We start from the raw sequence: 25,302 nt of genomic DNA on the forward strand, positions 1-25,302 counted from the left end.
AAACTGGTTGCCATGACGAACACGATCACCCGCACCACCATCGAGGTCCTGCACGTCGGCGGACCGACCCTGCGCTTGCGCTATGCGGGCTCGACCTGGCTCACCGATCCGACCTTCGACGCGCCGCGCGACTATCCGGGGCCGGTCACCCTGCACAAACTGGACGGGCCAGCGGCATCGCCGGAGCAGGTCGGGCCGGTCGATATCGTGCTGCTGTCCCATGACCAGCACGCCGACAACCTGGACACCTCCGGCCGGGAATTCCTCACCACGGTGCCCACCGTGCTGTCGACTCCGGGTGCCGCCGAGCGGATGAACGGTGTTCGGGGTCTGCGCAATTGGGAGACGGTCACGCTGGGTGCGGTCACCGTGACCGGTGTGCCCGCGCTGCACGGGCCCGAAGGGTGCGAGCCGGTCACCGGTGTCGTCACCGGGTTCGTGCTGCGGGCCGAGGGGGAGCCGACGGTGTACGTTTCCGGCGACAACGCGTCGGTGGATGTGGTGCGCGAGATCGTCGAGCGGGTCGGGCGGATCGATGTCGCGGTGCTGAATGTGGGGGCGGCGAACGTCGGCCTGTTCGGTGACGCGGACGCCACGTTGAACGCCCGCACCGCGTTGCAGGCGGCGGAGCTGCTCGGCGAGGCGGTGATCGTGGCGGTGCACGGCGAAGGGTGGGCGCACTTCTCGGAGACACTCGACCATCTGCGGCGCACCTTCGACTACGCCGGACGCGGGACGCAGTTGGTGATCCCACCGCGGGGCGAGACCGTCGACGTCTGAGAGGCGCACACCGCATCGACGGTGCTGGGCGACATGATCAGAATCGGTGCCGATCCGTGCTCCGTGGCGAGCAAGTTGCGACATCGGGGCCGGGTTCATGGCACACGCGGTCCATCTGGGCAACGATGGCGTCATGAAGATCGGTGTGCCTGGGGAGATCAAGGAGCAGGAGTTCCGGGTGGCCCTGACGCCCGCGGGCGCCGCGGACCTGGCCGGACGCGGACACGAGGTGTTGGTGCAGGCCGGGGCGGGAGTGGGATCGGGATTTCCCGATGCCGACTACGTCGCCGCCGGTGCCCGACCGGTGCCCGACGCCGACGAGGTGTGGGCGTCATCGGAGCTGGTGTTGAAGGTGAAGGAGCCGATCGCGCCGGAGTATCACCGGCTGCGCGAGGGGCAGGTGCTGTTCACCTACCTGCATCTGGCGGCCTCACGGGAATGCACCGATGCGATCCTGCGGTCGGGTACCACCGCGATCGCCTACGAGACGGTGCGCGCCCCCGACGGCACACTGCCGTTGCTCGCGCCGATGAGTGAGGTCGCGGGTAGGCTCGCCACCCAGGTGGGCGCCTACCATCTGATGGCGCCGATGGGCGGTGCGGGTGTATTGCTCGGCGGGGTGCCCGGTGTGCGTCCCGCCGATGTGGTGGTGCTCGGCGGCGGTGTCGCCGGTACCGACGCGGCGACCGTGGCGGTCGGCATGGGTGCGCGGGTCAGTGTGCTCGACACCAATCCGAACCGGTTGCGCGAGCTGGACGCTCGCTTCGGCGGCCGGTTGACCACCATCGCCTCCAACACCGCCGAAGTCGAACGCGCCGTCCTCGCCGCCGATCTGGTGATCGGGTCGGTGCTGGTGCCGGGCGCGCGGGCGCCGAAACTGGTGTCGCAGGAGCTGGTGGCGGGTATGCGGCCGGGATCGGTGCTCGTCGACGTGGCCATCGATCAGGGCGGCTGTTTCGCCGGTTCCCGCCCGACTACTCATGCGAACCCGACCTTCCGCGTGGCGAATTCGCTCTACTACTGCGTCACGAACATGCCCGGCGCGGTCCCGCACACCGCGACCATCGCCCTCACCAACGCCACCCTGCCCTATATCCGGGCCATCGCCGCCGACGGCTGGCAAGCCGCCTGCGCCGCCGACCCGGGACTCGCCCACGGGCTCACCGCCGAAGCCGGCCGTCTGGTGTCGCCGGAAGTGGCGGAGGCGCACGGGTATTCGACAGCGCGGCCGGTGGGAATGGTCGGCTGAGGTGTCCGGCGGTGCACGGCACCGGTGCGTCAGTCCGTCGCCGAGTCGTCCGCCGCATCGTTGGTGAACCACGGCTCGCCGGAGTCGGGGATGTCGTGGAGTTTGTCCGGGTTGCGGATGACGTCGATCGCGGTGATACGGCCGGATTCGACGGTGAAGGAGAAGACGCCGGTATGGGTGCCGTCGAAGACGACGAGGCCGGGACGGCCGTTGACCAGCACCATGCGGCCCCACGACCGCGCCGACGGTGAGCTGTACCAGCCGAACAGCAGCTTCGCGATGAGTTCGGCCCCGGTGACCGGCTGGCGCACGGCCGGGACCTTGCCGCCACCATCGGCGGTCAAGGTGACGCTCGTATCGAGCACACCGAGCAAGGCGTTCATATCGCCGGACCGCCAGGCCAGCGCGAACGCCGACACCACCTTCTCGTGTTCGTCCGGTGAGGCCGGGAAACGCGGTGAGCCGTCCTCGACGCGTTTACGGGCTCGGGAGGCGAGTTGGCGCACGGCGGCAGGTGTTCGGCCGACCACCTCGGCCACCTCTGGTCCGGACATGCCGAACACATCTTGTAGTACGAAGGCGGTGCGTTCGGCGGGCGACAGCGATTCGAGCACCACCAGCAGCGCCATGGTGACGCGTTCGTCCTGGCTCACCCGATCGGCCGGATCGTCCCAGGATGTCACCGCTGGTTCCGGCAGCCATTCGCCGACATACTGTTCGCGCCGCACCCGCGCCGACCCCAGATGGTCCAGCGCCAACCGTCCGGTCACGGTACTCAACCAGGCCCGCAGATTTTCGATCTCGCCGACATCACCCGTTTCGTGTTGCCGCTGCAACCGCAGCCACGCCTCCTGCACCACATCCTCGGCATCGCTGATACTGCCGAGCGTGCTGTAGGCCAGCCTGCGCAGATACTGCCGATGCTCCTCGAACCGCCGGGCCAGTTCGGTCTGATCGATGCGTTCGCCGCGCTTGTCGATACTCACTGCACTATCCCTCGGTGCGGCCCGGTCCCGGGCGGTTCGAATCCTGTCATCGAGCCGACGACACGGGCCGAACAAGTGTGACATCGTCCGCCGCCACCAAGACATAACGCTCACCAGCACCGATCCCCTTCCGCCACCGCCCTCGCCACCCACCCAGCGGCCGGGCCACGAGTGGCACCTGGCTGCGGTATTTCGCGAGTGGGGTCCGCGCTGAGGTGCTACTCGGCAGGTGGTGAGTGGTGGTGCGCTGGTCGCGTGCCGCATTTCGGGGTGGCAGGGCGCGGATGACTGGGCGGCAGCCAGATCGGTGCGTGGCGTCGGTAGTGGTGAGCAGTGCCGACGGGGCCGGTGATGTCGACGATGGGGCGGTGGTGCGTGCTCGATGGTGAGCGGCTGACAGCGGCGGTGTGCCCGGCGAGTGCGGGCAGGGGTGGTGCGTGGCGCTGGGGTGAGCGGCGGTTGATTTCGGCTGGTGGCCGGGTGCCGGGTGTGACCTGGGTGGGTTTGGGCTGGGGTGTGCTCGTTAGGGTCTCGGGGTGCGTAGGGCTACTTCTAGAGCGGTGGGGTTGCTGCTCGGGTTCGGGTTGGATCGGGTGTTCGGGGATCCGCGGCGGTGGCATCCGGTGGCCGGGTTCGGGGCGGTGGCGTCGGCGGTGGAGTCGGTGAGCTACGCGGATCGGCGCGCGGCCGGGGTGGTGCACGAGGTGGTGCTGGTGGGGGCGGTGACCGGGGCCGGGGTGGTGCTGGGACGTGGCGGGGTGCTCGCGACGGCGCTGGCCACGTGGACGGTGTTGGGTGGACGCAGCCTGGCCCGCACCGGACGGGAGATGGCGGGACAGCTGGAATCCGGCGATATCGATGGCGCGCGGGCTCTGCTGCCGTCATTGTGCGGGCGCGATCCCCAGGCCCTGGACGCTGACGGGCTCGCGCGGGCGGCGCTGGAATCGATCGCCGAGAACACTTCGGACGCTACCGTCGCGCCCCTGTTCTGGGGCGCTGTCGCGGGTGTACCCGGCCTGCTCGGCTATCGCGCCGTCAACACTCTCGACGCCATGATCGGCTACCGCAACGACCGCTATCACCGCTTCGGCTGGGCCGCCGCCCGCACCGACGACCTCGCCAATCTCGCCCCGGCCCGCCTCACCGGTCTGCTCACCGTGCTGCTCGCCCCGTCCGCGGGTGGCCGCCCGTCGCGGGCTTGGCGGGCCTGGCGCCGTGACGCCGCCCGACACCCGAGCCCGAACGCGGGCGTGGTGGAAGCGTCGATGGCGGGCGCGCTCGGCATCCGGCTCGGCGGGACGACCCGATACCGCCACGGCATCGAGGAACGCCCCACCCTGGGTGACGGCCCGGAACCGACGGTGCCGGACCTGCGTCGCGCCGTGCACATGTCGGAAACGGTGCAGCTCGCCGCGGTCGTCGTCCTCGCCGGTTGCGTATCGGCCATCGCGCTCCGGCGCTGAGCAGCATGTATATCCCGCTGACCGGTCAGTGGCGCGCTCGCTTCGCCTGCTGTTCCGCCCGATGTGGCCCGACCGCCGTCGGTCGCGCTGATCGAGTGCACACCTCCTCGCCCACACCTCGCGGCCCGCGGCTCAGGGGGCGAAGGCGCGCAGGGTGGTGTCGACGAGGGCGTCGGCGTATTCGGGTGTGAGTGGGCCGGAGCGGTGCATCCATCGCTGGAACAAGGGGGCGTAGAGCACCTCGAGGACCAGGTCGAGGTCGGCGTCGGCGGCGAGTTGGCCTGCTCGCTGTGCGCTGCGCAGCCTGGCTTTCTTGGCCTCCTCGACGGGGTCGGCGAGCTTTTCGCGGTACTGCTCGGCGAGATCGGGGTCGTTGATGATCTCGGTGTTGAGTGCGCGGATCGGTTTGTCGAAATCCGGGTCGGCGAATTCGGCGACGGTCGCGCGCATCACGAGGGTGAGATCGGCTCGGAGATCGCCGGTGTCGGGCAGGGCGATGTCGGTATCGGATCCCTCGCTGAGGGCGAGGAAGGAATCGAAGATGACCGCGCCTTTGGACGGCCACCACCGGTAGATCGTCTGTTTGCCGACGCCCGCGCGCGCCGCGATGGCCTCGATAGAGACCTTCGCGTATCCGACCTCGGAGATCAGTTCGCGAGTGGCGGCAAGGATTGCCTGCCGGGAACGTTCGCTGCGCCGGGAGCGATTGGTCGTGTCGGTCATGAAAGCCACTTTAACTGAGACGAGACGGACCGTATTGACAAAAGGCGAACCGTCCGCCACTCTATTGGAGACGAGACGGACCGTCTCGAATAAGAGGAGACGATATGACGACCGCCAGAGTGTGGTTCATTACCGGTGCTTCCCGAGGTCTCGGCAGGGCGTTCGCCGAGGCCGCGCTGGCCGCAGGTGATCGCGTCGTCGCCGCGGCCCGCAATATCGAGCCGCTCGCCGATCTCGCGGGACAGTATCCGCAGCATCTGGTGTCGCTGGCGTTGGACGTCTCCGACCGCGCCGCCGTCTTCGACGGGGTGGAGCGAGCGGTCGCCGCCTTCGGCCGGCTCGACATCGTGGTCAACAATGCGGGCGGAATGCTGTACGGCATGGTCGAGGAGGTCACCGAGGAACAGATTCGCGCTCATCTGGACGTGAACTTCTTCGGCGCCGTCTGGGTGTCGCAGGCGGTGGTGCCGCATCTGCGGGCGCAGGGCGGCGGCCGGATCTTGCAGATCACCTCGATGGGCAGTGTCGGCGGGTTCGCCTCCGTCGGCGTCTACGGTGCGGGCAAGGTCGCGCTGGATTCGATCAGTGCGGCGCTGGCGATGGAGGTCGAACAGTTCGGCATCGAGGTCACCATCGTCGAGATGGGCGGATACTCCACCGGCCTGTTCACCGCGGGCATCACGGCGACAGAACCCGCTCCGCAATACGAATCCCTGCGTGCGGAACTGGCCGAGATGTGGGGCGAGGACGCGGGCCCGGAACCGAGCACGGCCGCACCGGTGATCCTGGAGTTGGCCGATCTCGCCGATCCGCCCCGTCGACTCATCGTGGGCGGAAAGTCCTACGACCAGGTGATGGAAATCGACGCGGCGCGGGTCGAGGGGTACCGCAAGTGGGAGCATCTGAGCCGGATGGCACCGGGCTGAGCCGCGACCCGATCGGCTGACTCGGGCCGTCCGCCGATGGCCCCGCTACTTGCGCGTGCGCCCGTACCGGTCGGCCAGCCGTGCCTCGTTCGACGTCGGTGCGGTGGCGGTCTCGGGCGTGCTCGATGCCGCGCCCGCCTCGCGACGTTCGGGCTCGTCGGTCGGCGGCCCCGCTGCGACCGTCCCGGCCGGAACCGAAGCGTTCGCGGCGCGCTCTTTGCGCCTCTCCCGCATCTCGGCGTACACGAAATAGCCGAGCCCCAGCGGCGCCATGATGCCGAAGGCGAGCCATTGCAGGCCGTAGGACAGATAGGGGCCCGCGTCCAGCTGGGGGAGTGGAGTGGGAGTGAAGGCGCCGGGCTGGTTCTCGGTGAGTTGGAGATAGCCGCCGCGTACCTCGGTGGGTAGCGCGGTGATCGGCAGCCCGAGGACGGTGGTCTCCTGTTCGGTGTCCACCGAGTAGACCTGCCGGTATCCGTCCTGGACGGTCGGCAGCTTGTCCGCGCTGATGCCCTCCGAGCGGCGCACGCGCGCCTCGATGCGCTGCTGTCCGGTCGGTGGTTCGGCGATCTGCGGCGGTCGGGAGCCGTCGACCGCGCCGACGAGGCCGCGATCGACCAGCAGAATCCGGCCGTCGGTCAGCTGGAAGGCGGCGAGTACGGCGTAACCGGGCGCACCGTCGAGATGACGCAACCGCACCAGCGCCGTCGACTCCGGGACGTAGGTGCCCTCCGCCACGACCCGCCGCCATTCGGTCGCGCCGTCGGGATCGTCGAGCACCGTGGTGACGTCGATCGCGTCGGCGTGCACCGATTCGGCGATCAGGTCGTTGCGTTCGGAGGTGTCGGTGTTCTTCCCGAGCTGCCACGGCGCCAGCACGGTGAAACACAGGTAGGCGAACGCTACGACCAGCACGGCAAGGATCAGCCAGCTGGGTCGCAGCAGAAACGCCAACCGGCGCATCAGCGTCCTCCGTCGGCTACCGGTTGGGGTGTGGCCAGTGTCAGTCGCACCCAGTCGAGCAGGCCGGGGACGGCGGCCTCGATCTGATCGCGGACCAGCTCGAATCCCGCGTCGGGGCCGTAGTAGGGGTCGGGGACGTCGGCGCCGTCGGCCTCGGGATCGAAACTGCGCAGCAGCCTGCGCCGCTCGGTCGGGATGCCGAGCTGCGCGAGTTCCCGGTCGTGGCCGGAATCGAGCGCGATCACCAGGTCGGCGTCGCGGTGCGCATCACCGAAGACCGCGGCGGTATGGCCGGTCGGATAGCCGTGGCGCCGCAATGTCGCGTTGGTGCGCGGGTCCGCGTCGGCGCCGACGTGCCACGCGGTCGTCCCCGCGCTGCTCACCCGGACACGATTGGCCAGCCCCGCACGGTACAGATGCGAGGCGAGAATCTTCTCCGCCATGGGGGATCGGCAGATATTGCCGGTACAGACGAAAACGAGACTCAGCTGCACCGACATCACCGATCACCGTGGGAAGCGCACACCATGAAGAACACGCAAACCAAGGTACCGACCTGCCGGATTGCGCACGCGACCGACTGTGAGAATCTCGGCCGGTCACCCGCATGGCGCGCCACGTAGGGTGTGCACTCGTGCCCGCCGACCGCATCGATCTCGCCGAACTGCGCCACCACGGCGATGTGGAGGCCCGCCCCGGGCTGCTCGATTTCGCGGTGAATGTGCAGGGCAGCGCCCCGCCGGACTGGTTGCGGGCCCGGCTCGCCGCCCGCCTCGACGGGCTCGGCCGCTATCCGAGCGCCGAGGACGAGCTGGCCGCCCGAGTTGCGGTCGCCGCCAGGCACGGTCGACGTCCCGACGAGGTTCTGCTGCTGGCGGGTGCCGCCGAAGGGTTCGCGATGCTGCCGCGTCTGACACCTCGACGTGCGGCGGTACTGCATCCGTCGTTCACCGAACCGGAGCTGGCATTGCGGGAAGCGGGCGTCGCGGTGATGCGGGTGGTGCTTGCGCCGCCGTACGTCCTCGATCCGGCGCGCGTCCCCGCGGACGCCGATCTCGTCGTGCTCGGCAATCCCACCAACCCCACCTCGGTCCTGCACTCCGCCGACACCATCCATGAGCTGCGTCGCCCCGGCCGCGTGATCGTCGTCGACGAAGCCTTCGCCGACGCCGTGCCCGGTGAACCGGAATCGCTGGCCGGTGAGCATCTGCCCGACGTCCTCGTGCTGCGCAGCCTCACCAAGACCTGGGCCCTGCCCGGTCTGCGCTGCGGCTACATGCTCGGCGCCCCCGATCTGCTCGCCCGTCTCGCGCACGGCCGTCCGCATTGGCCGCTGGGAGCGCTCCAACTAGAGGCGTTCGTGGCGACGGCCGAACCGCGGGCCGTGGCCGAGAGCCGCGTTCGCGCCGAGCGGATCGCCCTGGATCGCGACGCGATGATCGACCGCCTGACCGGTCTCGGTATCGCCGTCCAGACCCCGGCCTCCGGCCCGTTCCTCCTGCTCCAGGTGGAAGGCGGCGGGCACCTGCGTAAGCATCTGGCCGACAACGGGATAGCGGTACGTCGCGCGGATACCTTTCCTGGCCTCGACGCCGACCATCTACGGGTCGCGGTGCGCGGACCAGCGCAGGTCGACCGCCTGATCGACGCGATCCGCTCCGCGACAGATCCGCACTGACCCCTCGCCCCGGACGATCCTCGGTCTATCCATCTCCTGCTCGGAGGTGGTGCCGTGATGGATCGGAGCGTCGAGGGTGCAGGCGTCAGTTGTTCTCCGCACCGGGATGCCGGTGCGCGGTGACGGAGTATCGGCGGGGGATGATTGCTGTGGTCGAGTCGGACGATGGAGGTTGAGCGGTGACGACGCTGGCGGAACTCATCGAGGTGCTGGATGCGGCCTATCCACCGCAGCTGGCCGAATCGTGGGATTCGGTGGGGCTGGTATGTGGCGATCCGGGGGAGCCGGTGCGCCGGGTGGCGTTCGCCGTCGACGCCACCGCCGCCGTGGTCGACGAGGCGATCGAATGGGGCGCGCAGGCGCTGGTGGTGCACCATCCGCTGTTGCTGCGCGGGGTCGACACCGTGGCAGCGGATACGGCGAAGGGTGCGCTACTGCACCGGCTGATCCGTTCGGGCTGTGCGTTGTTCAGCGCCCACACCAACGCCGATTCGGCCGATCCCGGAGTGTCGGACGCACTCGCCGAGGCGCTCGGGCTCACCGTCACCGGTCCGCTGGACGCGAAACCAGCTGTCGCGGTGGACAAATGGGTGGTCCAGGTGCCCCGCACCGAAACCGATCGACTGCTCGCGGCACTGTTCGCCGCCGGTGCGGGCGGCAGCGGCAGATACCGTGAGGCCGCGTGGAAGGTGGCGGGGGTTGGGCAGTTCCGGCCGATGGAAGGCGCCGATCCGGCCATCGGTTCCATCGGTGAGATCGAATACGTCGACGAGGACCGCATAGAACTCGTCGCGCCACCGGTCGCACGCAGCGCCGTTCTCGACGCCCTGCGCACCGCGCACCCCTACGAGGAACCGGCGTTCCACCTCACCGAGCGCGCGAGCCTGCCCGGCCGTCTCGGCATCGGCCGCATCGGCACGCTGCCCGAACCGGAGACGTTGCGCGCCTTCACCTCCCGCGCCGCTGCCGCTCTCCCCGAGACCGTCTGGGGTGTGCGCGCCGCCGGTGATCCCGACCGCCTCGTCCAGACTGTCGCGGTCTGCGGCGGTGCGGGCGATTCCTATCTCGATACTGTCGTGCGCCGCAAGGTCGACGCCTATCTCACCTCCGACCTGCGCCACCACCCCGTCGACGAGCATCTGCGCCGCCACGGCCCCGCCCTCATCGACGCCGCCCACTGGGCCACCGAATTCCCCTGGTGCGCCCAAGCCGAGTCCATCGTCCGCGCCGAACTCCCGGACCTGCAAACCCGAGTCTCCACCCTCCGCACCGACCCCTGGACCGTCTCCGCCTGACCCCCGGCAGTCATCCGCGAGTGGCACCTCAGCGTGGGGTCTGTTCGCGAAACGCCGCAGCCAGGTGCCACTCGCGCGACGAGGAGGGGTCAGCCGCGTCCGTGGCGGCGTTCGTAGGCGTCGCGTTCGGCGGCGGATTTCTCGCGTTCGCGGGAATCGGCCAGGGCGGGGTCGAGGCCGTGTTTGACGAGGCGGTTGCGCCGGTAGACGTACATCAGCGCGACGGTGAAGTAGATCAGCGGCAGATACAGCAGGGCCATCATCGACAGCCCCATCCATAGCGGACCGGGGATGAGCAGGAACAGGCACAGCGGCGGAATGATCGGCAGTAGGAAACGCGTCAGGTAGCGCCGTGCCGCGCCGGGGCCGGTGAGGTCGTCGATCACCCACTGGTGCATGGACGCTGGCAGCGTCCCGCCGCACAGGTAGCGAATGCGCTGTGCGAGATTCGGCGTGGTCGGATCGCTGGTCACCGGTGTCTCCGATCGGGTGGGCGGGCAGCGGTGGAGTGCCTCGAACCCGGTGAATCGGGTCGCGCGAGGCTCATGTTCGGCGCGACGATCGGTCCGCCGCCCTGGCCGAACCGGATCTCGTTCAGGATGGCGATGGGCATATCCTTCTTCCCGCAATCATGATTAGTTGCGAACATTAGCAAGTAATGTGGGGGCGGTGTGTTTCCGGGGTGCCGGCGGTCTGCTCGCGGCCCCGGCGCGATTCGTCCCCGATCGATGAGTCCGAAATATCGCGCGGGCCCGCTTGGTCGCGGCGGCGAGCGCCTGTTCGGGTCGCAGACCGGCCTCGCCGAGCAGCGCCAGTTCGCGGTGCAGCGGTCGTCGTGGTCGAACCGGATGCGTGCGGCAACCGGATGCGCGAGATCTACTCGGCTATCAACCCGGACAAGCTCACATGATTCGTCTGATCCGACCGCGATGCTGACGGAGGCATAGGCTGGTCGCATGGTCCAGAGCAAGGCGACCGATGTCGACGGCTACCTCGCCGAGGTCCGGGAGGACCGGCGGGCTGCCCTGGTCGAGCTGCGACGGGTCTGCCGGGCGGAACTCTCGGGCTTCGACGAGGTGATGGCGTACGGGATGCCCACCTACCAGCGGGCCGGGACAGCGGAGATCGCCTTCGCCGATCAGAAGCAGTACATCTCCTTCTACCTGCTGCGCAGTGACGTCCGCGACGCGTTCGCCGACCGACTCGCGAACCACGACATGGGCAAGGGGTGCCTGCGGTTCCGCAACCCGGCCGATATCGACTTCGATCTGATCCGCGACCTGCTGAAGGCCACCGCGGCGGAACCGGGCACCATCTGCTGACCGGCCGGAACCTTCGGACCAACGCCGCCGACCCGGCCGTATCGAGTTCGGCGCGATGCGCTGACGGCGGGTAGTGCCCGCCCACTCCAGGCGGTATCCGACAAACGGCCACATAGGGTTTCCGATGCGATCTCGCGGCCGACGCCGCGGTCGTCGGCGCACTCGGTTTCTCGGGTAGGCGTTGGCGTAGCGGGAAGTCGAAGCTAAGCTTCAACATGTCTGAAGCTTGTGGAGAGGATTTCTATGACCGACCAGGGCGTTACCTTCATCAATGTGCTCGAGGTGCCCGGCGAGCAGGTCGACGCGTTCATCGAACAGTGGCGTGAGCGGGCCGCGCTCATGCGCACCGCGCCCGGTTTCCGGGACGTCCGCCTGCATCGGGCGCTGCTGCCGGACGCGCGATTCCAGCTCGTCAACGTCGCGCACTGGGACAGTGCGCAGGCCTGCGAAGCCGCGGGTATGAACCCGGCGGTCGTGGCGTCGGTCGACGACGCGAGGAAGATCGCGAGCGCGAATCCCGGCCTGTACGAGGTCGTCGCCGAATACCGCTGACCCGCACGGTGATCCGGGTATGAGCATCACCGGGGTGTGCGGGCCTCGATCAGGAAGCGGGTCGAGTGGGCGATGAACGGTCCCTCGTGTTCGATCTTCTCGTGCAGGTCCCGCAGCCGCTCGCGATACTCGTCGACGGTGAATCCCGGCACCATCCAGATCACCTTGCGCAGGAAGTAGATCACGGCGCCGATATCGAAGAATTCCATGCGGAGACGTTCGAAGCGGACGTCGACGATGTGTAGACCGGCGGCTTCGGCGGCGGCGCTCTCGTCGTCGGGATGACGTTTGCGGCGAACGGATTCGGGTTGCGTAGTTTCGGCGCCCCCGCCAGTACCTCACCGCCACCGGTCTGGATGTCGAGCGCCGCGGTGGCCTCGGCCAGACGTGCGCTCATCGACCGCTGATACCCCCAGGACGGGCGCTGCTCGGTCGCGCGCCCCGCCAACCAGGTGAAGTCCCAGCCGTCGACCGATACCGATTCGGCCTCGGACACCAGGTCCTCGAATGTTCGCCCCATGAGCGCATCATGCCCCCGCGGGTCGTGTCAGGCCAGCGAATTCTGGCCGCGTCCCGGTTCCCAGTAACCTCCCAGCCGGGACGCAGCCGGGCCCCAGCGGCGCCGGACAGCGTGGTGCCATGACCGAAATCGTGGCCGTCGCCGAGACGGCGGAAAACACGGACACCTCGTCGGCGGCACCCGTGCTGGACGTGGTCGTCCCGGTATACAACGAAGAAACCGACCTCGGTGTCTGCGTGCGGCGGTTGCACCGATTCCTCGCGGCGGGATTTCCGTTTCCCGCTCGTATCACCATCGCCGACAACGCGAGTACCGATGCCACCCTGCAAGTCGCGCGGTTGCTGGCCGAGGAACTCGAGGACGTCGAGATCCTGCACCTGAGCGTGAAGGGGCGTGGACGGGCGCTGCGGGCGGCATGGGAGCGTTCCGATGCCGAGGTGGTGGCCTATATGGACGTCGACCTGTCCACCGACCTGAACGCGTTGCTCCCGCTGGTGGCGCCGCTGGTCTCCGGCCATTCCGATCTGGCCATCGGCACCCGCCTCGACGCCGCGTCGAGGGTGGTGCGCGGACCGAAACGTGAAGTCATCTCACGCTGCTACAACCTGCTGTTGAAAGCTTCACTGCGGGCCCGTTTCTCGGATGCGCAGTGCGGTTTCAAAGCGATCAGGGCCGAGGTGGCGCGCGAGCTGCTACCGCTGGTCCGCGACGGTGAATGGTTCTTCGACACCGAACTGCTCGTGATCGCCGAACGCGCCGGGTTGCGCATTCACGAGGTGCCGGTGGACTGGATCGACGATCCCGACAGTCGCGTCGACCTCATTGATACCGCGCGCAAGGATCTGCTCGGTATCTGGCGGCTCGGCCGCGAACTCGCCACCGGCGCACTGCCGTTGCCGGAATTGCGCCGCGCTGTCGGCCGTGAACCGCTGGTGCCGGGTGTGCCGCTGGGCATGGTGGGGCAGCTGGTGCGGTTCGCGATCATCGGTGTCGGCTCGACGCTGGCCTACATGGTGCTGTATCTGCTGTTGCAGCCGTTGACGGGCGCGCAGATCGCGAATTTCGTCGCGCTGGTGCTGACCGCGATCGCCAATACCGCCGCCAACCGGGCGTTCACATTCGGTGTGCGCGGGACGACGGGAATCCTCACTCACCAATTCCAAGGGCTGCTGATCTTCGCTTTCGGTTTGCTGGTGACCAGCGGCTCGCTGTTCGCGCTGCATCGCTGGGCGCCGGGCGCGCCCGTTCAGCTCGAACTGTTCGTCCTGGTCGGCGCGAATCTGGTGGCGACGTTGATGCGGTTCGTCGGACTGCGCTGGATATTCCGCGACCCGGCGACGCGTCCCGGTGTCCGGAAGGAAGTGCTCCGATGACTGTCACCGCGATCGCGCCCCCGACAGCCGCCTCCACCTCGCCCACCCGGCGCCATCGCTGGGAGTATCCGGCGCTCGCGGTGCTGCTGCTCGGCACCGGTCTCGGCTACCTGTACAACCTCGGCGCCAACGGCTGGGCCAACTCGTTCTATTCGGCCGCGGTGCAGGCGGGTTCGGTGTCCTGGAAGGCGTTCTTCTTCGGTTCCTCCGATGCCGCGAACTCGATCACCGTGGACAAACCGCCGGGGTCGCTGTGGTTGATGGAGCTGTCGGTGCGGCTGTTCGGGCTGAACAGCTGGAGCATGCTGGTACCGCAGGTGCTGCTCGGCGTCGCCACGGTGGCGCTGGTCTGGGCGACGATGCGGCGCTCCTTCGGCGCGCCCGCCGGACTCATCGCCGGACTGGCGCTGGCCGTCACTCCGGTCGCGGCGCTGATGTTCCGGTTCAACAATCCCGATGCGCTGCTGGTGTTCCTGATGGTCGCCGCGGCCTGGGCGATGCTGCGTGCGGTGGCGGACGGACGATGGCGCTGGCTGGTGCTCACCGGCGCGTTCATCGGATTCGGATTTCTGGCCAAACAACTGCAAGTGCTACTGGTGGTGCCCGCGTTGGCGCTGACCTATCTGATCGCGGGCCCGCCGCGATGGGGTAAACGCATCATCCAACTGTTCGCCGCCGGGGCCGCGATGGTGGTGGCGGCGGGCTGGTGGCTGCTGGCGGTGGAGCTGTGGCCGGAATCGGAACGGCCGTGGATCGGTGGCTCACAGCACAATTCGATCCTGGAACTGACCATGGGCTACAACGGGCTCGGCCGCCTCAACGGCAACGAGACCGGAAGCGTCGGCCCCGGCGGTGAACTGCCACCCGGCGGCAACGGTATGTGGGGGAGCACCGGGATCGGCCGGATGTTCGATGCCGCACAGGGCGGGCAGATCGCATGGCTGCTCCCCGCCGCCCTGGTGGCATTGGTGGCCGGGCTGCTGCTGCGCGGTCGCGCTATCCGCACCGACCGCCAGCGCGCCGCGCTGATCCTGTGGGGTGGATGGTTGCTCGTCACCGGTCTGGTGTTCAGCTTCATGGCGGGAATTTTCCATCAGTACTACACGGTGGCGCTGGCACCAGCGATCGCGGCATTGGTCGGCATCGGCGCGCAGATGTCGTGGCGCAACCGCTCCCGGTGGTGGGTGCGGGCGTGCACGGCGGCGGCCATCGGCCTGACCACCGCGACGGCGTGGATGCTGTTGTCGCGCAGTGCCGATTTCCTGCCGTGGTTGCGGTGGGCGGTGCTCGTGGCGGGCGTGCTTGCGACGGTCGCGACGCTGATTCCGATGCCGACGAAACCGGCGGTGGGCGCGGCCGTGCTGGCGGGGATCGTCGCCTTGTCGGGACCGGCGGCCTACACCGTGGATACGGTGAATTCGGCGCACGCCGGGCCGATTCCGACCGCGGGGCCGGAAACCGGTGGCATGGGCGGCCCCGGTGGGATGCGTTCCGGAGGAGGTGGGCAGTTGGGCCCACCTGGGATCTCGCGGGGGGACGGGGCAGCGCCATTTCCCACCGATGACACATCGTCTGGGCAAACTCCGGACGAGGGCGCGCAGAGCGGTCAACGTTCGGACGCCGGTGGATCGACCGGGCAACGTCCGGCCGATGGCATATCGCCCGAACAACTTCCGGCCGACGGTGCACGGGGCGGGCAACTCCCGGCCGGTGGTACACCGACCGGGTCGCCTCCGAGTGGCGGGGGCGTCCCGGCCGATGGGGCACAGATCGGGCAGCCACCGACTGACGGTGCGCAAACCGGGGGCCTCCCGGCCGGTGGCGCACCGACCGGGCAACCCTCCGGCCGTGACGGATTCGGTGGTATGGGTGGTCCAGGTGGCGGTGTGATGGGTGCGAGCGAACCGGGCGACGAGCTGGTAGCCCTGCTCGAGGAGAACGGCGCGAGCTACACCTGGGTGGCGGCGACGGTGAGTTCCAACAGTGCCGCCGGATACCAGCTGGCGACCGAACTGCCGGTGATGCCGATCGGCGGCTTCAACGGCAGCGATCCCGCGCCGACGCTGGAACAGTTCCAGCAGTACGTGGCCGAGGGCAGGATCCACTACTTCCTCGGCGGCAACCGCGGCGGACCGAACGCCGCGGATGCGGAAGGCTCACGCATCACCGCATGGGTCGAGGCGAACTTCACCGCTACCGAGGTGGATGGTGTGACGGTTTACGACCTCACTGCCTGACGAGGAACGAACGGCTCGGCTCACCTGGAGCCGAGCCGTTCATCGCGTCCGGGTTGTGCGGGTGCACGATGCCGGGCCGAACTCCTCATCGTGCGGGTGGGCCTGGTGCACAGGTCCGATACGCATGCGCTCGCCCACCTCGACGAGGACGCGCGTGGAGCGGGCGATGAAACCCGTGAGCAGGGACTATCGACCGGCCGACCCGATCCGGGCATCGCTCGAGGAACGGATCGCGAAGCAGAATCCACACCACCCTTGCGTGTACGTATACATCTACGTATAGTCGGTGCCAGCCGCTCGTTATACGTAGATGTATACGTATAACGAGCGGATGGATGAACGACAACCGAGGAGTGCCGCAATGACCACGTTCCAGACCCCCGAGCCGATCGCCATCACCGTCGACGTGCTGTGCGGTGACATCACCGTGCACGCCTCCGACCGCACTGACACCGTGGTCGAGATCCGCCCCACCGACGCCGCCAAGAAAGACGATGTGCGCGCCGCCGAGCAGATCCGGGTCGACCTCGTGGCCGGAAAGCTGACGGTCACCTCGCCGCGCGGCTGGCACAACTACACCCCGTTCGGGGCGAAATCCGGCTCGATCGTGGTGACCATCGAGGCGCCCACCGGCTCCCGGCTCGACGCGGACATCGCGGCTGGCAGGCTGCTCGGCACCGGTGAACTCGGCCAATGCGATCTGAAGACCTCCGCCGGTGACATCACGGTCGAACGTCCCCGCGGCTCGGTGACGGCGAAAACCGATATGGGCAGTATCCGGATCGGCGAGGCCGCGCGCGGGGTGCTGAACCTGGAGACCTCCATGGGCAACCTCGAGGTCGGGATCCGTCCGGGAAGCGCGGCGCGGCTGAAGACGAAAGCGCTGTACGGCTCCGTGCAGAACCTGATGGACCCCGTCGACAAGCCGCAACGGGACGAGGACGTCGTCGAGGTGTTCGCGCGCAACTCCTACGGCAACGTCATCGTCCAGCACGCCACCGTCTGATATCCGGCGATCACCCGGCTGCTCGGCGGCATCTCAGCCGAGCAGCCGCTGCTCGGTGGCCACCGCGACCGCCGCCGCCCTGGTGTCCACGCCGAGTTTCGCGTAGATACGGCCCAGGTGGGTCTTCACGGTGGCTTCGCTGATGTGCAGGGCGCGGGCGATCTCACGATTGCCGAGGCCATGGGCGAGCTGAGCGAGGATATCGGATTCGCGGGCGGTCAGACCTGGCCGCGGATCGCGCATGCGGGCCATGACCCGGTTGGCCACCGGCGCCGACAACGCGGTGCGTCCGGCCGCTGCGGTGCGGATGGCGGCGAAGAGTTCCTCGGGCGGTTCGGCTTTCAGCAGATAGCCGGTGGCGCCCGCGGCGATGGCGCGGGTGATGTCGGCATCGGTGTCGAAGGTGGTGAGTACCAGCACATGTGGGCGCGGCGCGGGCAGCGCGGTGATACGGCGGGTGGCCTCCACACCGTCGACATCGCCGCCGAGCTGCAAATCCATCAGGACGACGTCGGGGTGCAGCGCACCGGCCAGGGTCACCACCTCGGCGCCGCTGCCCGCCTCACCGACCACGTCGATATCGGAGGCGCTGTCCAGCAGCGCCCGCAGACCGGCCCGGACCACCACATGGTCATCGCAGATCAGCAGGCGCACGGTCGGATTCGTCATGCTCGCTCCAAGGGGATCGCGGCCGAGAGTACGGCGCCTTCACCGGGCGCGGACTCGATGGTCAGGGTGCCACCGAGTTGCTGTAGACGGGCCCGGATGGCTGGCAGCCCGTAACCGCGGCTACTGCCGGAGCCGGCGGGTGCGGCGGGGTCGAATCCGCGGCCGTCGTCGGCAATGTCGAGCAGGAGCTGATCGTCGAGGTAGGCGAGGGTCACGGTGGCGGTGCGGGCCGCGGCGTGCTCGCGGACATTGGCCAACGCCCCCTGGGCGATACGGAGCACGGTGGCCTCGATCCGACCCGGTAGCCGCACCGGCGGGCCGTCGATGACGCAGCGCACCGCGAGTTCCTCGGAGCTCTCCCGATCGGCCAGTGTCCGCAGTGCGGCGTCCAGCGATCCGGTGGCGGCGAGATCGGCCGGTGCCAGATCGTGCACGAAACGGCGGGCCTCGGCGAGATTCTGCTCGGCGATGGTGGCGGCGGTGCGCACATGTGCGCGGGCCCGCTCGGCATCGCTGTCCCAGATCCGGTCGGCGGCCTGTAGCAGCATGCGCTGACTGGACAGTCCCTGCGCCAGGGTGTCGTGGATGTCGGCGGCCAGCCGTTGCCGTTCGGCCAGCGTGCCTTCGCGGCGTTCGGTGGCGGCCAGTTCCTGTCTGGTACGCAGCAGATCATCGATGAGCCCGGCCTGGCGCACGGTCTGACGGCGCATCTGCACGAACAATGCCGTGGTCACCGCCGCCACCGCGGGCGGGGCAAGCAGCAGATTCGGATCACCCCACCCGGCCAGCCGCACCTGGGTGAGGACCACGAGCCCGGTGAGCACCACCACCAGACCGATCGCGACGCGCGTCGGCAGGATACGGAAACCGGTGTACAGCAATGGCACCGCGCACCACGCGAAGCTGGGTGCGAGCACCACGAGTACCGCCCAGCAGGCGACCAGCAGCGCGAACCATACGGTCCCGCGATTCCCGCGCGGTGCGCCGACCACGTAGAGCAGCGCGAGCAGACCCGAGAGCGCCAGCACCCAGCCGGACTGGGGACTGCCGGGATGGCGGATCAGGAACCGCGCCAGCGACGCACCCAGCAACACATAGAACGTCGCGTGCATGACGATGGCGAGCACCCGTTCCTCGCCCTGATCCGCAGGGGAAACCTCCGGCACCGCCACCTCCTCGATCGCGTCGAACTGGGCAAACACGTCCATTCTGCCGTGCGGGACGCGGCGGCGGGTCAACCGATCGGATGACCCGTCGGTCGGCCGATCGCCTCGGCAGACCGAGCCGCGGAGCCGATGGCAAACCTCCGGCCGACGCCGAGGATCGAAGGTGAACCGAATGGCGACCGCCGTTCACCGAGACGAGGAGAACCCCATGAACTCGCGCAGCACCCGCACCTCCGTGGCCACCCGCACCCGGATCGCCATCGGTGGTGTCGCCGTCGCGGCCATCGCCGCGGGCACCATCGGCATCGTCTCGGTGAACGCCGATTCCCCGGAGCAGGTGGCCGTTGCCCCCGTCTCGGTGAACGCCGCCGCGGGCAACACCACCCAGAGCACCCACCTCACCATCGACGCCGCGACCGAAGCCGCCCAGGCCGCACTCGACGCCGCCCGCAAGGACAACCAGCGCATCAGCGTCGCCGTGGTGGATCGCAACGGCAACACCCTGGTGACGCTGCGCGGTGACGGGGCGGGCCCACAGTCCTACGAGTCGGCCGAGAAGAAGGCCTACACCGCCGTGTCCTGGAACGCCCCCACCTCGGAGCTGGCCGGGCGCCTGAACTCCGCACCGCAACTGGCCGATATCCCCGGCACCCTCTTCCTCGGCGGTGGCGCTCCGGTGGTCGTGGACGGCGCCCCGATCGCGGGCATCGGCGTCGCGGGTGCGCCGAGCGGTGACCTGGACGAGAAGTTCGCCCAGGTCGGCGCCGCCACGCTGCGCGACTGACGATCCCGGCGCTGTCGAGCGGGAGCAGTACCTCGATCTACCTCGGCGCGAGCGTCACCGGCAATGCCGAGGGCGAGAGCACGAAGTCACGGTTGGATGCGCGCACCTGATAGTCGGGATCCGGTGTCGGCTTCCAGCGGGCGAAGAACGCGGCCGAGGCGAGGGTGATCTCCAGCATGGCGAAGTGGTCGCCGAGGCAGCGGCGCCGGCCGACGCCGAACGAGAGGCTGGACTTCTTGTCGATCTCGTCGGCGCGGGCGGGGGACCAGCGGTCGGGGTCGAAGGCTTCGGGATTGGGGTAGTAGCGCTTGTCGTGCTGGACCATATACGGGCTGAACATGACGGCGGTGCCGTCGGGGATGGTGACCCCGCCGATGGTGACATCGCCGTCGGCGGTGGCGGCGCTGATCCACGGCCCCCAGAACCGGATCGTCTCCGACACCACCTGTTTCAGGTAGGGCAGCGCGTTGATGTGCTCGGCACGCACCGGCCCGGAGCCGACCACCTCGTCGAGTTCGCGGTAGACACGCTCGGCGACCTCGGGTCGGCGCATCACCTCATGCCACAGCCAGCCCGCCAGCGAGGCCATCGAGCCGACACCACCGGCCAGCATGAGGATCGCCTCATCGATGATGTGCTCATCGGACAGGGTCGCACCGGTCTCCTCGTCGCGGTGCCGGATCAGCGCCGACACCACATCGTTGAAATCTTCGTCGAGGCGACGGTATTCGGCGATCACATCACCGATGGCGCCGCGCAGATGCCGGGATTTGCGCTCCCACCGCCAGTTCGCGATCACCCGCAGCCGGCGGATCTGCGGCGGCATGGCGGTGCGGATGATCACCTGACTGAGCAGCCACGGCACATTGTCGCGGATCTCGCGCCGCGCGGTATCACTGAAGCTGGCCTTGAACAGCGTGGAGGAGACGGTGTCGAGGACGAGTCCGTGCGCTTCGTCCATGAGGTTCACCGTGGTGCCCGAAGGCAGCCCCGACGACCAGTTCTCGGCGATATCGGCGGCCGCCCTGGTGTATTCGGCGAGGCGGCTCTGCCGCAGGGCGGGCGCGATCATCCGGCGGCGCAGTTTGTGTTCGGCGCCGCGCAGTACGTTCACCGATCCGCCCGCGACGTCCTTGATCGCCTCGCGCAGATCCTCACGGTTGAATTCCGCCTCACCGAGACCGACCTCGCGCACGAGATCGGGGGTGGTGAGCAGATAGCCGGTCTTCTGGCCGAAGTGCAGCCGCACGATCGGGCCGAGTTCCGACAGCGAGGTCACGAAACCCGGTGCGTCGCGCAGGGCCCGCAGACTGTGACCGACGAGCGGCAGACCGCCCGGTGCGGTGGGGATCTCGGCCAGGCTACGCGGCATCACCTGCTCCGGGCTCGCCGCGGCCTCCTCGGCCGCCTGCCGGTACACCTCGGCGACGGCGCCGATCTGCCGGGATTGCCGCACTCCGTCGCTGTGTTTGGACTGCACCGTGCGCATGTCGGCGAGCGCGCCACGCTCACCGGCGAGCCGGGACAGAGTTTCGGCGATTCCGGCGGCGGACGGGTACGCGGTGCGGACACCACCGCCGACGGGCACCGATTCGGCCAGATCGGGATCGCAGTACACGATCGGCAACCCCATCGCGACGGCTTCCAGCAGCACCATGCCCTGGGTATCGAAACCCGAGGACGGGAACAGCAGCGCGTCGGCCCTCGCCATCGCGTTCAAGCATTCGGCCTGAGTGACCCTGCCGTGCAACCGGATCCGGTCGCCGAGCGCGTGTTCGGCGATCGCCGCCGCGGCCGCCTCGCGCTGATCGCCCTCTCCGTAGATGTCGAGCGTGCAGTTCGGTACCGCGCGCACCGCCTCGATCGATTCGAGCAGCCGCTTCTCGGCGGACAGGCGCCCGCACCAGATCAGCCGCAGCGCATCCGATTCAGGACGGGAGAGGTCCGCGCCGGAACGACTGTCGACCAGGGCGTCGTCGACACCGTTGGATATCACCCGAATCGGGCGCGTCACTCCATGATCGACCAGCAGATCCGCGAAATGCCTTGTCGGCGCGATCACCCGATCGGCGGCCTGCGCCTGACCGGCGATCGTCCACCAGGCATGCCGCGCCGCACGGCTTTCGGCACGATGGGGCATGTGATGGCGATGCGGTACGAACCGTCCGTGCAGCGCCCGCATCAGCAGTGCCGCCGGATACGGGGCGGGGGAGGTGTGCTCGATGAAGGCGTCGTCGCGGCTCTGCGCGGTGTGCACCAGCGCAAGCCGATGCCGCCGTGCGGCTTTCATCCCCGCGATCGCGACGCCGTAGGTGGTGTGGGTGTGCACCACATCGACCGGGCCGCGCGCGGCGAACGCGTCATCGATACGGCGGGCATTACGCCTGGTGGGCAGCACCATCGGAAAGCCGTTCACCGCGACAGGCGCGGCCTCGAGTTCCACCACGTTCGCCGCCGTGTCCACCCGCGCGCCCACCGCGGGCGCGACGAACAATGTGACACGGTGACCTGCGCTTTCGAGCCCCCGACACAGCGAATCGACAGCCGTCTGGACACCACCGAGCGTGGCCGGGTGGTAATCCATGAACATCGCGATGTGCACAATGTCACTGTACCGACGCACGACGAGTGAACACACCGCGTCAGCGGGCCGGGCCGCGGTGGCGTCGGCTCGGCGCACCATGTGCGGCATCGCTGCCGCGTCATCGAATACCGAAGGAAGCGCCGAGTGAAGATTGCCATTCCGCTCACCGGAACCCGTGGCGACGTGCAGCCCATCGTCGCGCTCGGCCGCGAACTCGAAGGCCGCGGGCACGATGTGCTGATCGGCGCTCCGCCGAATCTGGTCGGCTTCGTCAGCGACGCCGGGCTCACCGCGCGAGCGTGCGGCCCCGATATCCAACAGCTCTACAGCTCGCCCGAGGGGCAGCAGGCATTGGCGGCGGGCAGCACTTTCCGGCTGATGCAGTTGGTCGGACGGCAGATGGCCGGATACGCGGCGCAGATGAACCAGGAAGTCATCGACGTCTGCGCCGATGCCGAACTCATCGTCGCCACGACCGTCACCGAGGACAGGGCGAGTTCGGTGGCCGAAGCGATGAACGTCCCGCTGGTCAGCGTGCACTACTACCCGTGCCGCTACAACAGCCGTTATCCGTTCCCCGGCGCGCTGCCACCGCAGTGGGATCCGCCCGCCCTGGTCAACCGCACCACCTGGGTGCTGGCCGAAAACCTGCGCCGGGTGGTGTTCGCGCGCTATCTGAACGAACTGCGCGGACGGCTCGGCCTGCCGAAATCGTTGGCCAGCACCGCCGCGGTCCTTGCCAGGGCGAACGTGCCGGAAGTCCAGATCTACGATCCCGCGCTGGTGCCTGGGCTCGAACAGGAATGGGGCGCGCGGCGGCCGTTCACCGGATTCCTCACTCTCGATCGGCAGACCCGCGAGGCCGTGGGTGAGCTGGCCGGTGACCACCACGACATCCTGGCCTGGGTCGAGGCGGGCGAGGCGCCGGTGTTCTTCGGATTCGGCAGCATGCCCCTCCGCGATACCGCCTCCGTGCTGGCCATGGTGTCGCGGGTATCGGCCCGGCTGGGGGTGCGGGCGCTGGTGAGCGTGGGCTGGAGCGATCTGGACATCGACGCCGAGGTCGGCGAGCACGTCAAGATCGTCGGGCCCTTCGCCCACGACATCGTCTTCCCGCGTTGCGCGGCGGCCGTGCACCACGGCGGCATCGGGACGCTGTTCGAAAGCCTGCGCGCCGGGTTGCCGACACTGGTGTGCTCGGTCTCCTTCGAACAACCCATGTGGGGCGGACAGGTCGAACGTCTCGGCGTCGGCGCGCACCTGCGATTCACCCAGCTCAGCGCCGACCGGCTGGAGGAGAAGCTGCGGTCGGTGCTCACCCCCGCGTGCGCGGCACGGGCGGCGGAGTTCGCCACGACCCTCACCACCGAGGGTGCGAGCGCGCGCGCCGCCGACATCATCGAGGCAGCGGGCCGGTGATCGGGCACGTCGTCGCCGATACGGCCACCATGTTCCAGCGCAGTGCCCGCAAGACGCTGCGCAGCCGGGACACGCTGATCATCTCGCTGCTCATGCCGATCCTGATCATGCTGCTGTTCACCTATGTGTTCGGCGGCGCGATCAATGTCGGCGGACCGTATCTGAACTATGTGGTGCCCGGCATCATGCTGCTGTGCGCGGGCTTCGCCTCCTCCATCACCGCCACCGGCGTCTCCACCGATATGACCAACGGCAGCGTCGACCGGTTCCGCACGCTGCCGATGTTTCGCCAGGCGGTGCTCGCCGGACATGTCGCCGAGGGGCTGGTGCGCAATATGGTCGCGATCGGCATCGCGGTGGCGGTGGCGGTCGTGCTCGGTTACCGGCCCGAAGCGGGTCCGCTCGGCTGGCTGGCGGCGGCGCTGATGATCGCGCTGTTCGTCACCGCGGTGTGCTGGATCGCGGTCGCGCTCGGCCTGGTCGCCAAGAATCCCGAGGCGGCCGGTGGGCTCACCTACGCGATCATGTTCATCCCGTACATCAGCAGTGCGTTCGTGCAGGTCTCCACCATGCCGGGCTGGTTGCGCGGGTTCGCCGAACATCAACCGGCCACGCCGGTGGTCGAGACGGTGCGCGGGCTGCTCGACGGCACCGGCGCCGGTAGCCACGCCGGCGCCGCGGTGGCGTGGTGCGTGGGTCTCGGCGCCGCCGGTTTCGTGGGGGCGAGCGTGCAGTTCGCCGCGCTCGCCCGCCGATGAGCGCACGACCTGATTGGTGACCGATCCCAACGTCTGGCCGGTATCGGCTGGTCGGCGCGGTACGGTTGAGCCGCTATCCGTCCACAGCGTGTCAGGAGTTTGTCCGCGTTGAATGTCGAACCACCGATCCAGGCCAAGCTGCTGAAGCTCGCCGCCGTCGACGCCGAGCTGACGCGAATCGCCCACCGGCGCACCGTACTGCCCGAGCAGCAGGAGGTGGTGCGGCTCGAGGCCGAGCGCAATGCGCAGAAAGACGCCGCGGTGGCCGTGGAGATCGTGCTGGACGACCTCGACCGCGATATCCGCAAACTCGAGGGTGAGATCGAGGCGGTCCGCAAACGTGAGGAACGCGATCGCGGCATGCTGACCTCCGGTTCGGTGGGCGCCAAGCAGCTCTCCGAACTCCAGCACGAGCTGGGCAGTCTGGAGCGGCGGCGTTCGGTGCTCGAAGACGATCTGCTCGAGGTGATGGAGCGGCGTGAAGCGTCCGCGTCCGACCACGACCATGCCGGTGCCCGGCTGAGCAAGGCCGACGACGATCTGGCGACGGCCACCCGCGCCCGCGACGAGGCGTTGGCCGATCTGGACGTGGCGCAGAACCGCTGCGACCGCGATCGCGCCGAGCTGGTCGGCGCCTTCCCGGACGATCTGCTCGCCATCTACGACCGCCAGCGCGCCCAGCACGGCGTCGGCGCCGCACTGCTCCAGGCCCGCCGCTGCGGCGCCTGCCGGATCGAACTCGATCGCGGCGAGATCGCCCGCATCGCCAAGACCGAACCGAACGTGGTGGTGCGCTGCCCCGAATGCGGCGCGATCATGGTCCGCACCAAAGAGTCGGGTCTGTGAGTT

23 protein-coding genes and 1 pseudogene are annotated in these 25,302 nt (G+C 68.8%); 15 read left to right on the forward strand and 9 right to left on the reverse strand.

Features of this window, described 5'->3' with window-relative positions; genetic code table 11:
- The first annotated feature begins 12 nt into the window (after positions 1 to 12).
- Together QH168_RS10575 and ald are read left to right on the forward strand one after the other, a co-directional pair.
- Positions 13 to 780: an MBL fold metallo-hydrolase gene (locus QH168_RS10575; RefSeq protein ID WP_280234366.1), complete on the forward strand. Its 768-nt coding sequence runs from the start codon at positions 13 to 15 to the stop codon at positions 778 to 780.
- Between the two features lie 133 nt (positions 781 to 913).
- Positions 914 to 2,029 (forward strand): alanine dehydrogenase, encoded by a 1,116-nt coding sequence (gene ald, locus QH168_RS10580; RefSeq protein ID WP_280234367.1) that lies wholly within the window; start codon positions 914 to 916, stop codon positions 2,027 to 2,029.
- A gap of 29 nt (positions 2,030 to 2,058) precedes the next feature.
- Here the strand turns inward: ald and sigJ are convergent, their stop codons facing one another.
- The gene (gene sigJ / locus QH168_RS10585) at positions 2,059 to 3,015 is read right to left on the reverse strand and encodes an RNA polymerase sigma factor SigJ (protein ID WP_280234368.1); all 957 of its coding nucleotides are present in this window, start codon (positions 3,013 to 3,015) and stop codon (positions 2,059 to 2,061) included.
- A 536-nt stretch (positions 3,016 to 3,551) separates the two neighbouring features.
- Here sigJ and QH168_RS10590 point away from each other — a divergent pair.
- A complete protein-coding gene (locus tag QH168_RS10590; RefSeq protein WP_280234370.1) occupies positions 3,552 to 4,478 on the forward strand; it encodes a cobalamin biosynthesis protein in 927 nt (308 codons plus the stop codon).
- Positions 4,479 to 4,610: 132 nt separating this feature from the next.
- On the opposite strand, the gene QH168_RS10595 is transcribed toward QH168_RS10590, so the two are convergent.
- Positions 4,611 to 5,201, reverse strand: a complete 591-nt coding sequence (locus QH168_RS10595) for a TetR/AcrR family transcriptional regulator (RefSeq protein WP_280234371.1) — start codon at positions 5,199 to 5,201, stop codon at positions 4,611 to 4,613.
- A 104-nt stretch (positions 5,202 to 5,305) separates the two neighbouring features.
- Between QH168_RS10595 and QH168_RS10600 the strand changes: the two genes are divergently transcribed.
- On the forward strand, positions 5,306 to 6,127 hold the full coding sequence (locus QH168_RS10600) for an SDR family NAD(P)-dependent oxidoreductase (RefSeq protein ID WP_280234372.1): 822 nt from the start codon (positions 5,306 to 5,308) through the stop codon (positions 6,125 to 6,127).
- 45 nt (positions 6,128 to 6,172) lie between these two features.
- On the opposite strand, the gene QH168_RS10605 is transcribed toward QH168_RS10600, so the two are convergent.
- The gene (locus QH168_RS10605) at positions 6,173 to 7,090 is read right to left on the reverse strand and encodes an SURF1 family cytochrome oxidase biogenesis protein (protein ID WP_280234373.1); all 918 of its coding nucleotides are present in this window, start codon (positions 7,088 to 7,090) and stop codon (positions 6,173 to 6,175) included.
- Positions 7,090 to 7,590 (reverse strand): low molecular weight protein-tyrosine-phosphatase, encoded by a 501-nt coding sequence (locus tag QH168_RS10610; RefSeq protein WP_280234375.1) that lies wholly within the window; start codon positions 7,588 to 7,590, stop codon positions 7,090 to 7,092. The genes QH168_RS10605 and QH168_RS10610 overlap by 1 nt, the downstream gene beginning before the upstream one ends.
- Before the next feature lie 134 nt (positions 7,591 to 7,724).
- Between QH168_RS10610 and cobC the strand changes: the two genes are divergently transcribed.
- Both cobC and QH168_RS10620 read left to right on the forward strand, forming a co-directional pair.
- The gene (cobC, locus tag QH168_RS10615) at positions 7,725 to 8,768 is read left to right on the forward strand and encodes an Rv2231c family pyridoxal phosphate-dependent protein CobC (RefSeq protein ID WP_280234376.1); all 1,044 of its coding nucleotides are present in this window, start codon (positions 7,725 to 7,727) and stop codon (positions 8,766 to 8,768) included.
- Positions 8,769 to 8,947: 179 nt separating this feature from the next.
- Complete coding sequence (locus QH168_RS10620; protein WP_280234378.1) at positions 8,948 to 10,063, forward strand: Nif3-like dinuclear metal center hexameric protein; 1,116 nt, start codon at positions 8,948 to 8,950, stop codon at positions 10,061 to 10,063.
- Between the two features lie 89 nt (positions 10,064 to 10,152).
- Here QH168_RS10620 and QH168_RS10625 read toward each other — a convergent pair whose 3' ends face one another.
- Complete coding sequence (locus QH168_RS10625; protein ID WP_280234380.1) at positions 10,153 to 10,536, reverse strand: DUF5313 family protein; 384 nt, start codon at positions 10,534 to 10,536, stop codon at positions 10,153 to 10,155.
- 483 nt (positions 10,537 to 11,019) lie between these two features.
- On the opposite strand from QH168_RS10625, the gene QH168_RS10630 reads away from it, so the two are divergent.
- On the forward strand, positions 11,020 to 11,385 hold the full coding sequence (locus tag QH168_RS10630; RefSeq protein WP_280234381.1) for an iron chaperone: 366 nt from the start codon (positions 11,020 to 11,022) through the stop codon (positions 11,383 to 11,385).
- A 243-nt stretch (positions 11,386 to 11,628) separates the two neighbouring features.
- Complete coding sequence (locus QH168_RS10635) at positions 11,629 to 11,937, forward strand: antibiotic biosynthesis monooxygenase family protein (RefSeq protein ID WP_280234383.1); 309 nt, start codon at positions 11,629 to 11,631, stop codon at positions 11,935 to 11,937.
- A 26-nt stretch (positions 11,938 to 11,963) separates the two neighbouring features.
- On the opposite strand, the pseudogene QH168_RS10640 reads toward QH168_RS10635, so the two are convergent.
- Positions 11,964 to 12,457: pseudogene (locus tag QH168_RS10640) on the reverse strand (hypothetical protein).
- 119 nt (positions 12,458 to 12,576) lie between these two features.
- Here QH168_RS10640 and QH168_RS10645 point away from each other — a divergent pair.
- From QH168_RS10645 to QH168_RS10655, 3 genes are all read left to right on the forward strand, one after another.
- Positions 12,577 to 13,830, forward strand: a complete 1,254-nt coding sequence (locus QH168_RS10645) for a bifunctional glycosyltransferase family 2/GtrA family protein (RefSeq protein ID WP_280234384.1) — start codon at positions 12,577 to 12,579, stop codon at positions 13,828 to 13,830.
- Complete coding sequence (locus QH168_RS10650; protein ID WP_280234385.1) at positions 13,827 to 16,067, forward strand: glycosyltransferase family 39 protein; 2,241 nt, start codon at positions 13,827 to 13,829, stop codon at positions 16,065 to 16,067. The genes QH168_RS10645 and QH168_RS10650 overlap by 4 nt, the downstream gene beginning before the upstream one ends.
- Before the next feature lie 361 nt (positions 16,068 to 16,428).
- Positions 16,429 to 17,073: a hypothetical protein gene (locus tag QH168_RS10655; RefSeq protein WP_280234386.1), complete on the forward strand. Its 645-nt coding sequence runs from the start codon at positions 16,429 to 16,431 to the stop codon at positions 17,071 to 17,073.
- Positions 17,074 to 17,106: 33 nt separating this feature from the next.
- Here the strand turns inward: QH168_RS10655 and QH168_RS10660 are convergent, their stop codons facing one another.
- Both QH168_RS10660 and QH168_RS10665 read right to left on the reverse strand, forming a co-directional pair.
- On the reverse strand, positions 17,107 to 17,742 hold the full coding sequence (locus QH168_RS10660) for a response regulator transcription factor (RefSeq protein ID WP_280234387.1): 636 nt from the start codon (positions 17,740 to 17,742) through the stop codon (positions 17,107 to 17,109).
- Positions 17,739 to 18,908 carry a sensor histidine kinase gene (locus QH168_RS10665; RefSeq protein WP_280234389.1) on the reverse strand — a complete coding sequence of 390 codons (1,170 nt, stop codon included), beginning with the start codon at positions 18,906 to 18,908 and terminating at the stop codon, positions 17,739 to 17,741. Before QH168_RS10665 ends, QH168_RS10660 begins: the two co-directional genes overlap by 4 nt.
- Before the next feature lie 208 nt (positions 18,909 to 19,116).
- Here QH168_RS10665 and QH168_RS10670 point away from each other — a divergent pair, with 208 nt between their 5' ends.
- Complete coding sequence (locus QH168_RS10670) at positions 19,117 to 19,692, forward strand: GlcG/HbpS family heme-binding protein (RefSeq protein ID WP_280234390.1); 576 nt, start codon at positions 19,117 to 19,119, stop codon at positions 19,690 to 19,692.
- A 37-nt stretch (positions 19,693 to 19,729) separates the two neighbouring features.
- On the opposite strand, the gene QH168_RS10675 is transcribed toward QH168_RS10670, so the two are convergent.
- Positions 19,730 to 22,384: a cytochrome P450 gene (locus QH168_RS10675; RefSeq protein ID WP_348537581.1), complete on the reverse strand. Its 2,655-nt coding sequence runs from the start codon at positions 22,382 to 22,384 to the stop codon at positions 19,730 to 19,732.
- A gap of 36 nt (positions 22,385 to 22,420) precedes the next feature.
- Here QH168_RS10675 and QH168_RS10680 point away from each other — a divergent pair, with 36 nt between their 5' ends.
- The 3 genes from QH168_RS10680 (at position 22,421) to QH168_RS10690 (ending at position 25,299) form a co-directional block, all read left to right on the forward strand.
- Entirely contained in the window at positions 22,421 to 23,695 is a 1,275-nt protein-coding gene (locus tag QH168_RS10680) for a glycosyltransferase (protein WP_280234391.1), read from the forward strand.
- Positions 23,692 to 24,453 (forward strand): ABC transporter permease, encoded by a 762-nt coding sequence (locus QH168_RS10685; protein WP_280234392.1) that lies wholly within the window; start codon positions 23,692 to 23,694, stop codon positions 24,451 to 24,453. Before QH168_RS10680 ends, QH168_RS10685 begins: the two co-directional genes overlap by 4 nt.
- A gap of 108 nt (positions 24,454 to 24,561) precedes the next feature.
- The gene (locus QH168_RS10690) at positions 24,562 to 25,299 is read left to right on the forward strand and encodes a zinc ribbon domain-containing protein (RefSeq protein WP_280234393.1); all 738 of its coding nucleotides are present in this window, start codon (positions 24,562 to 24,564) and stop codon (positions 25,297 to 25,299) included.
- The last annotated feature ends 3 nt before the right edge of the window (positions 25,300 to 25,302 follow it).

This window comes from Nocardia cyriacigeorgica (genome assembly GCF_029868385.1).
Lineage (GTDB): Bacteria > Actinomycetota > Actinomycetes > Mycobacteriales > Mycobacteriaceae > Nocardia > Nocardia cyriacigeorgica_F.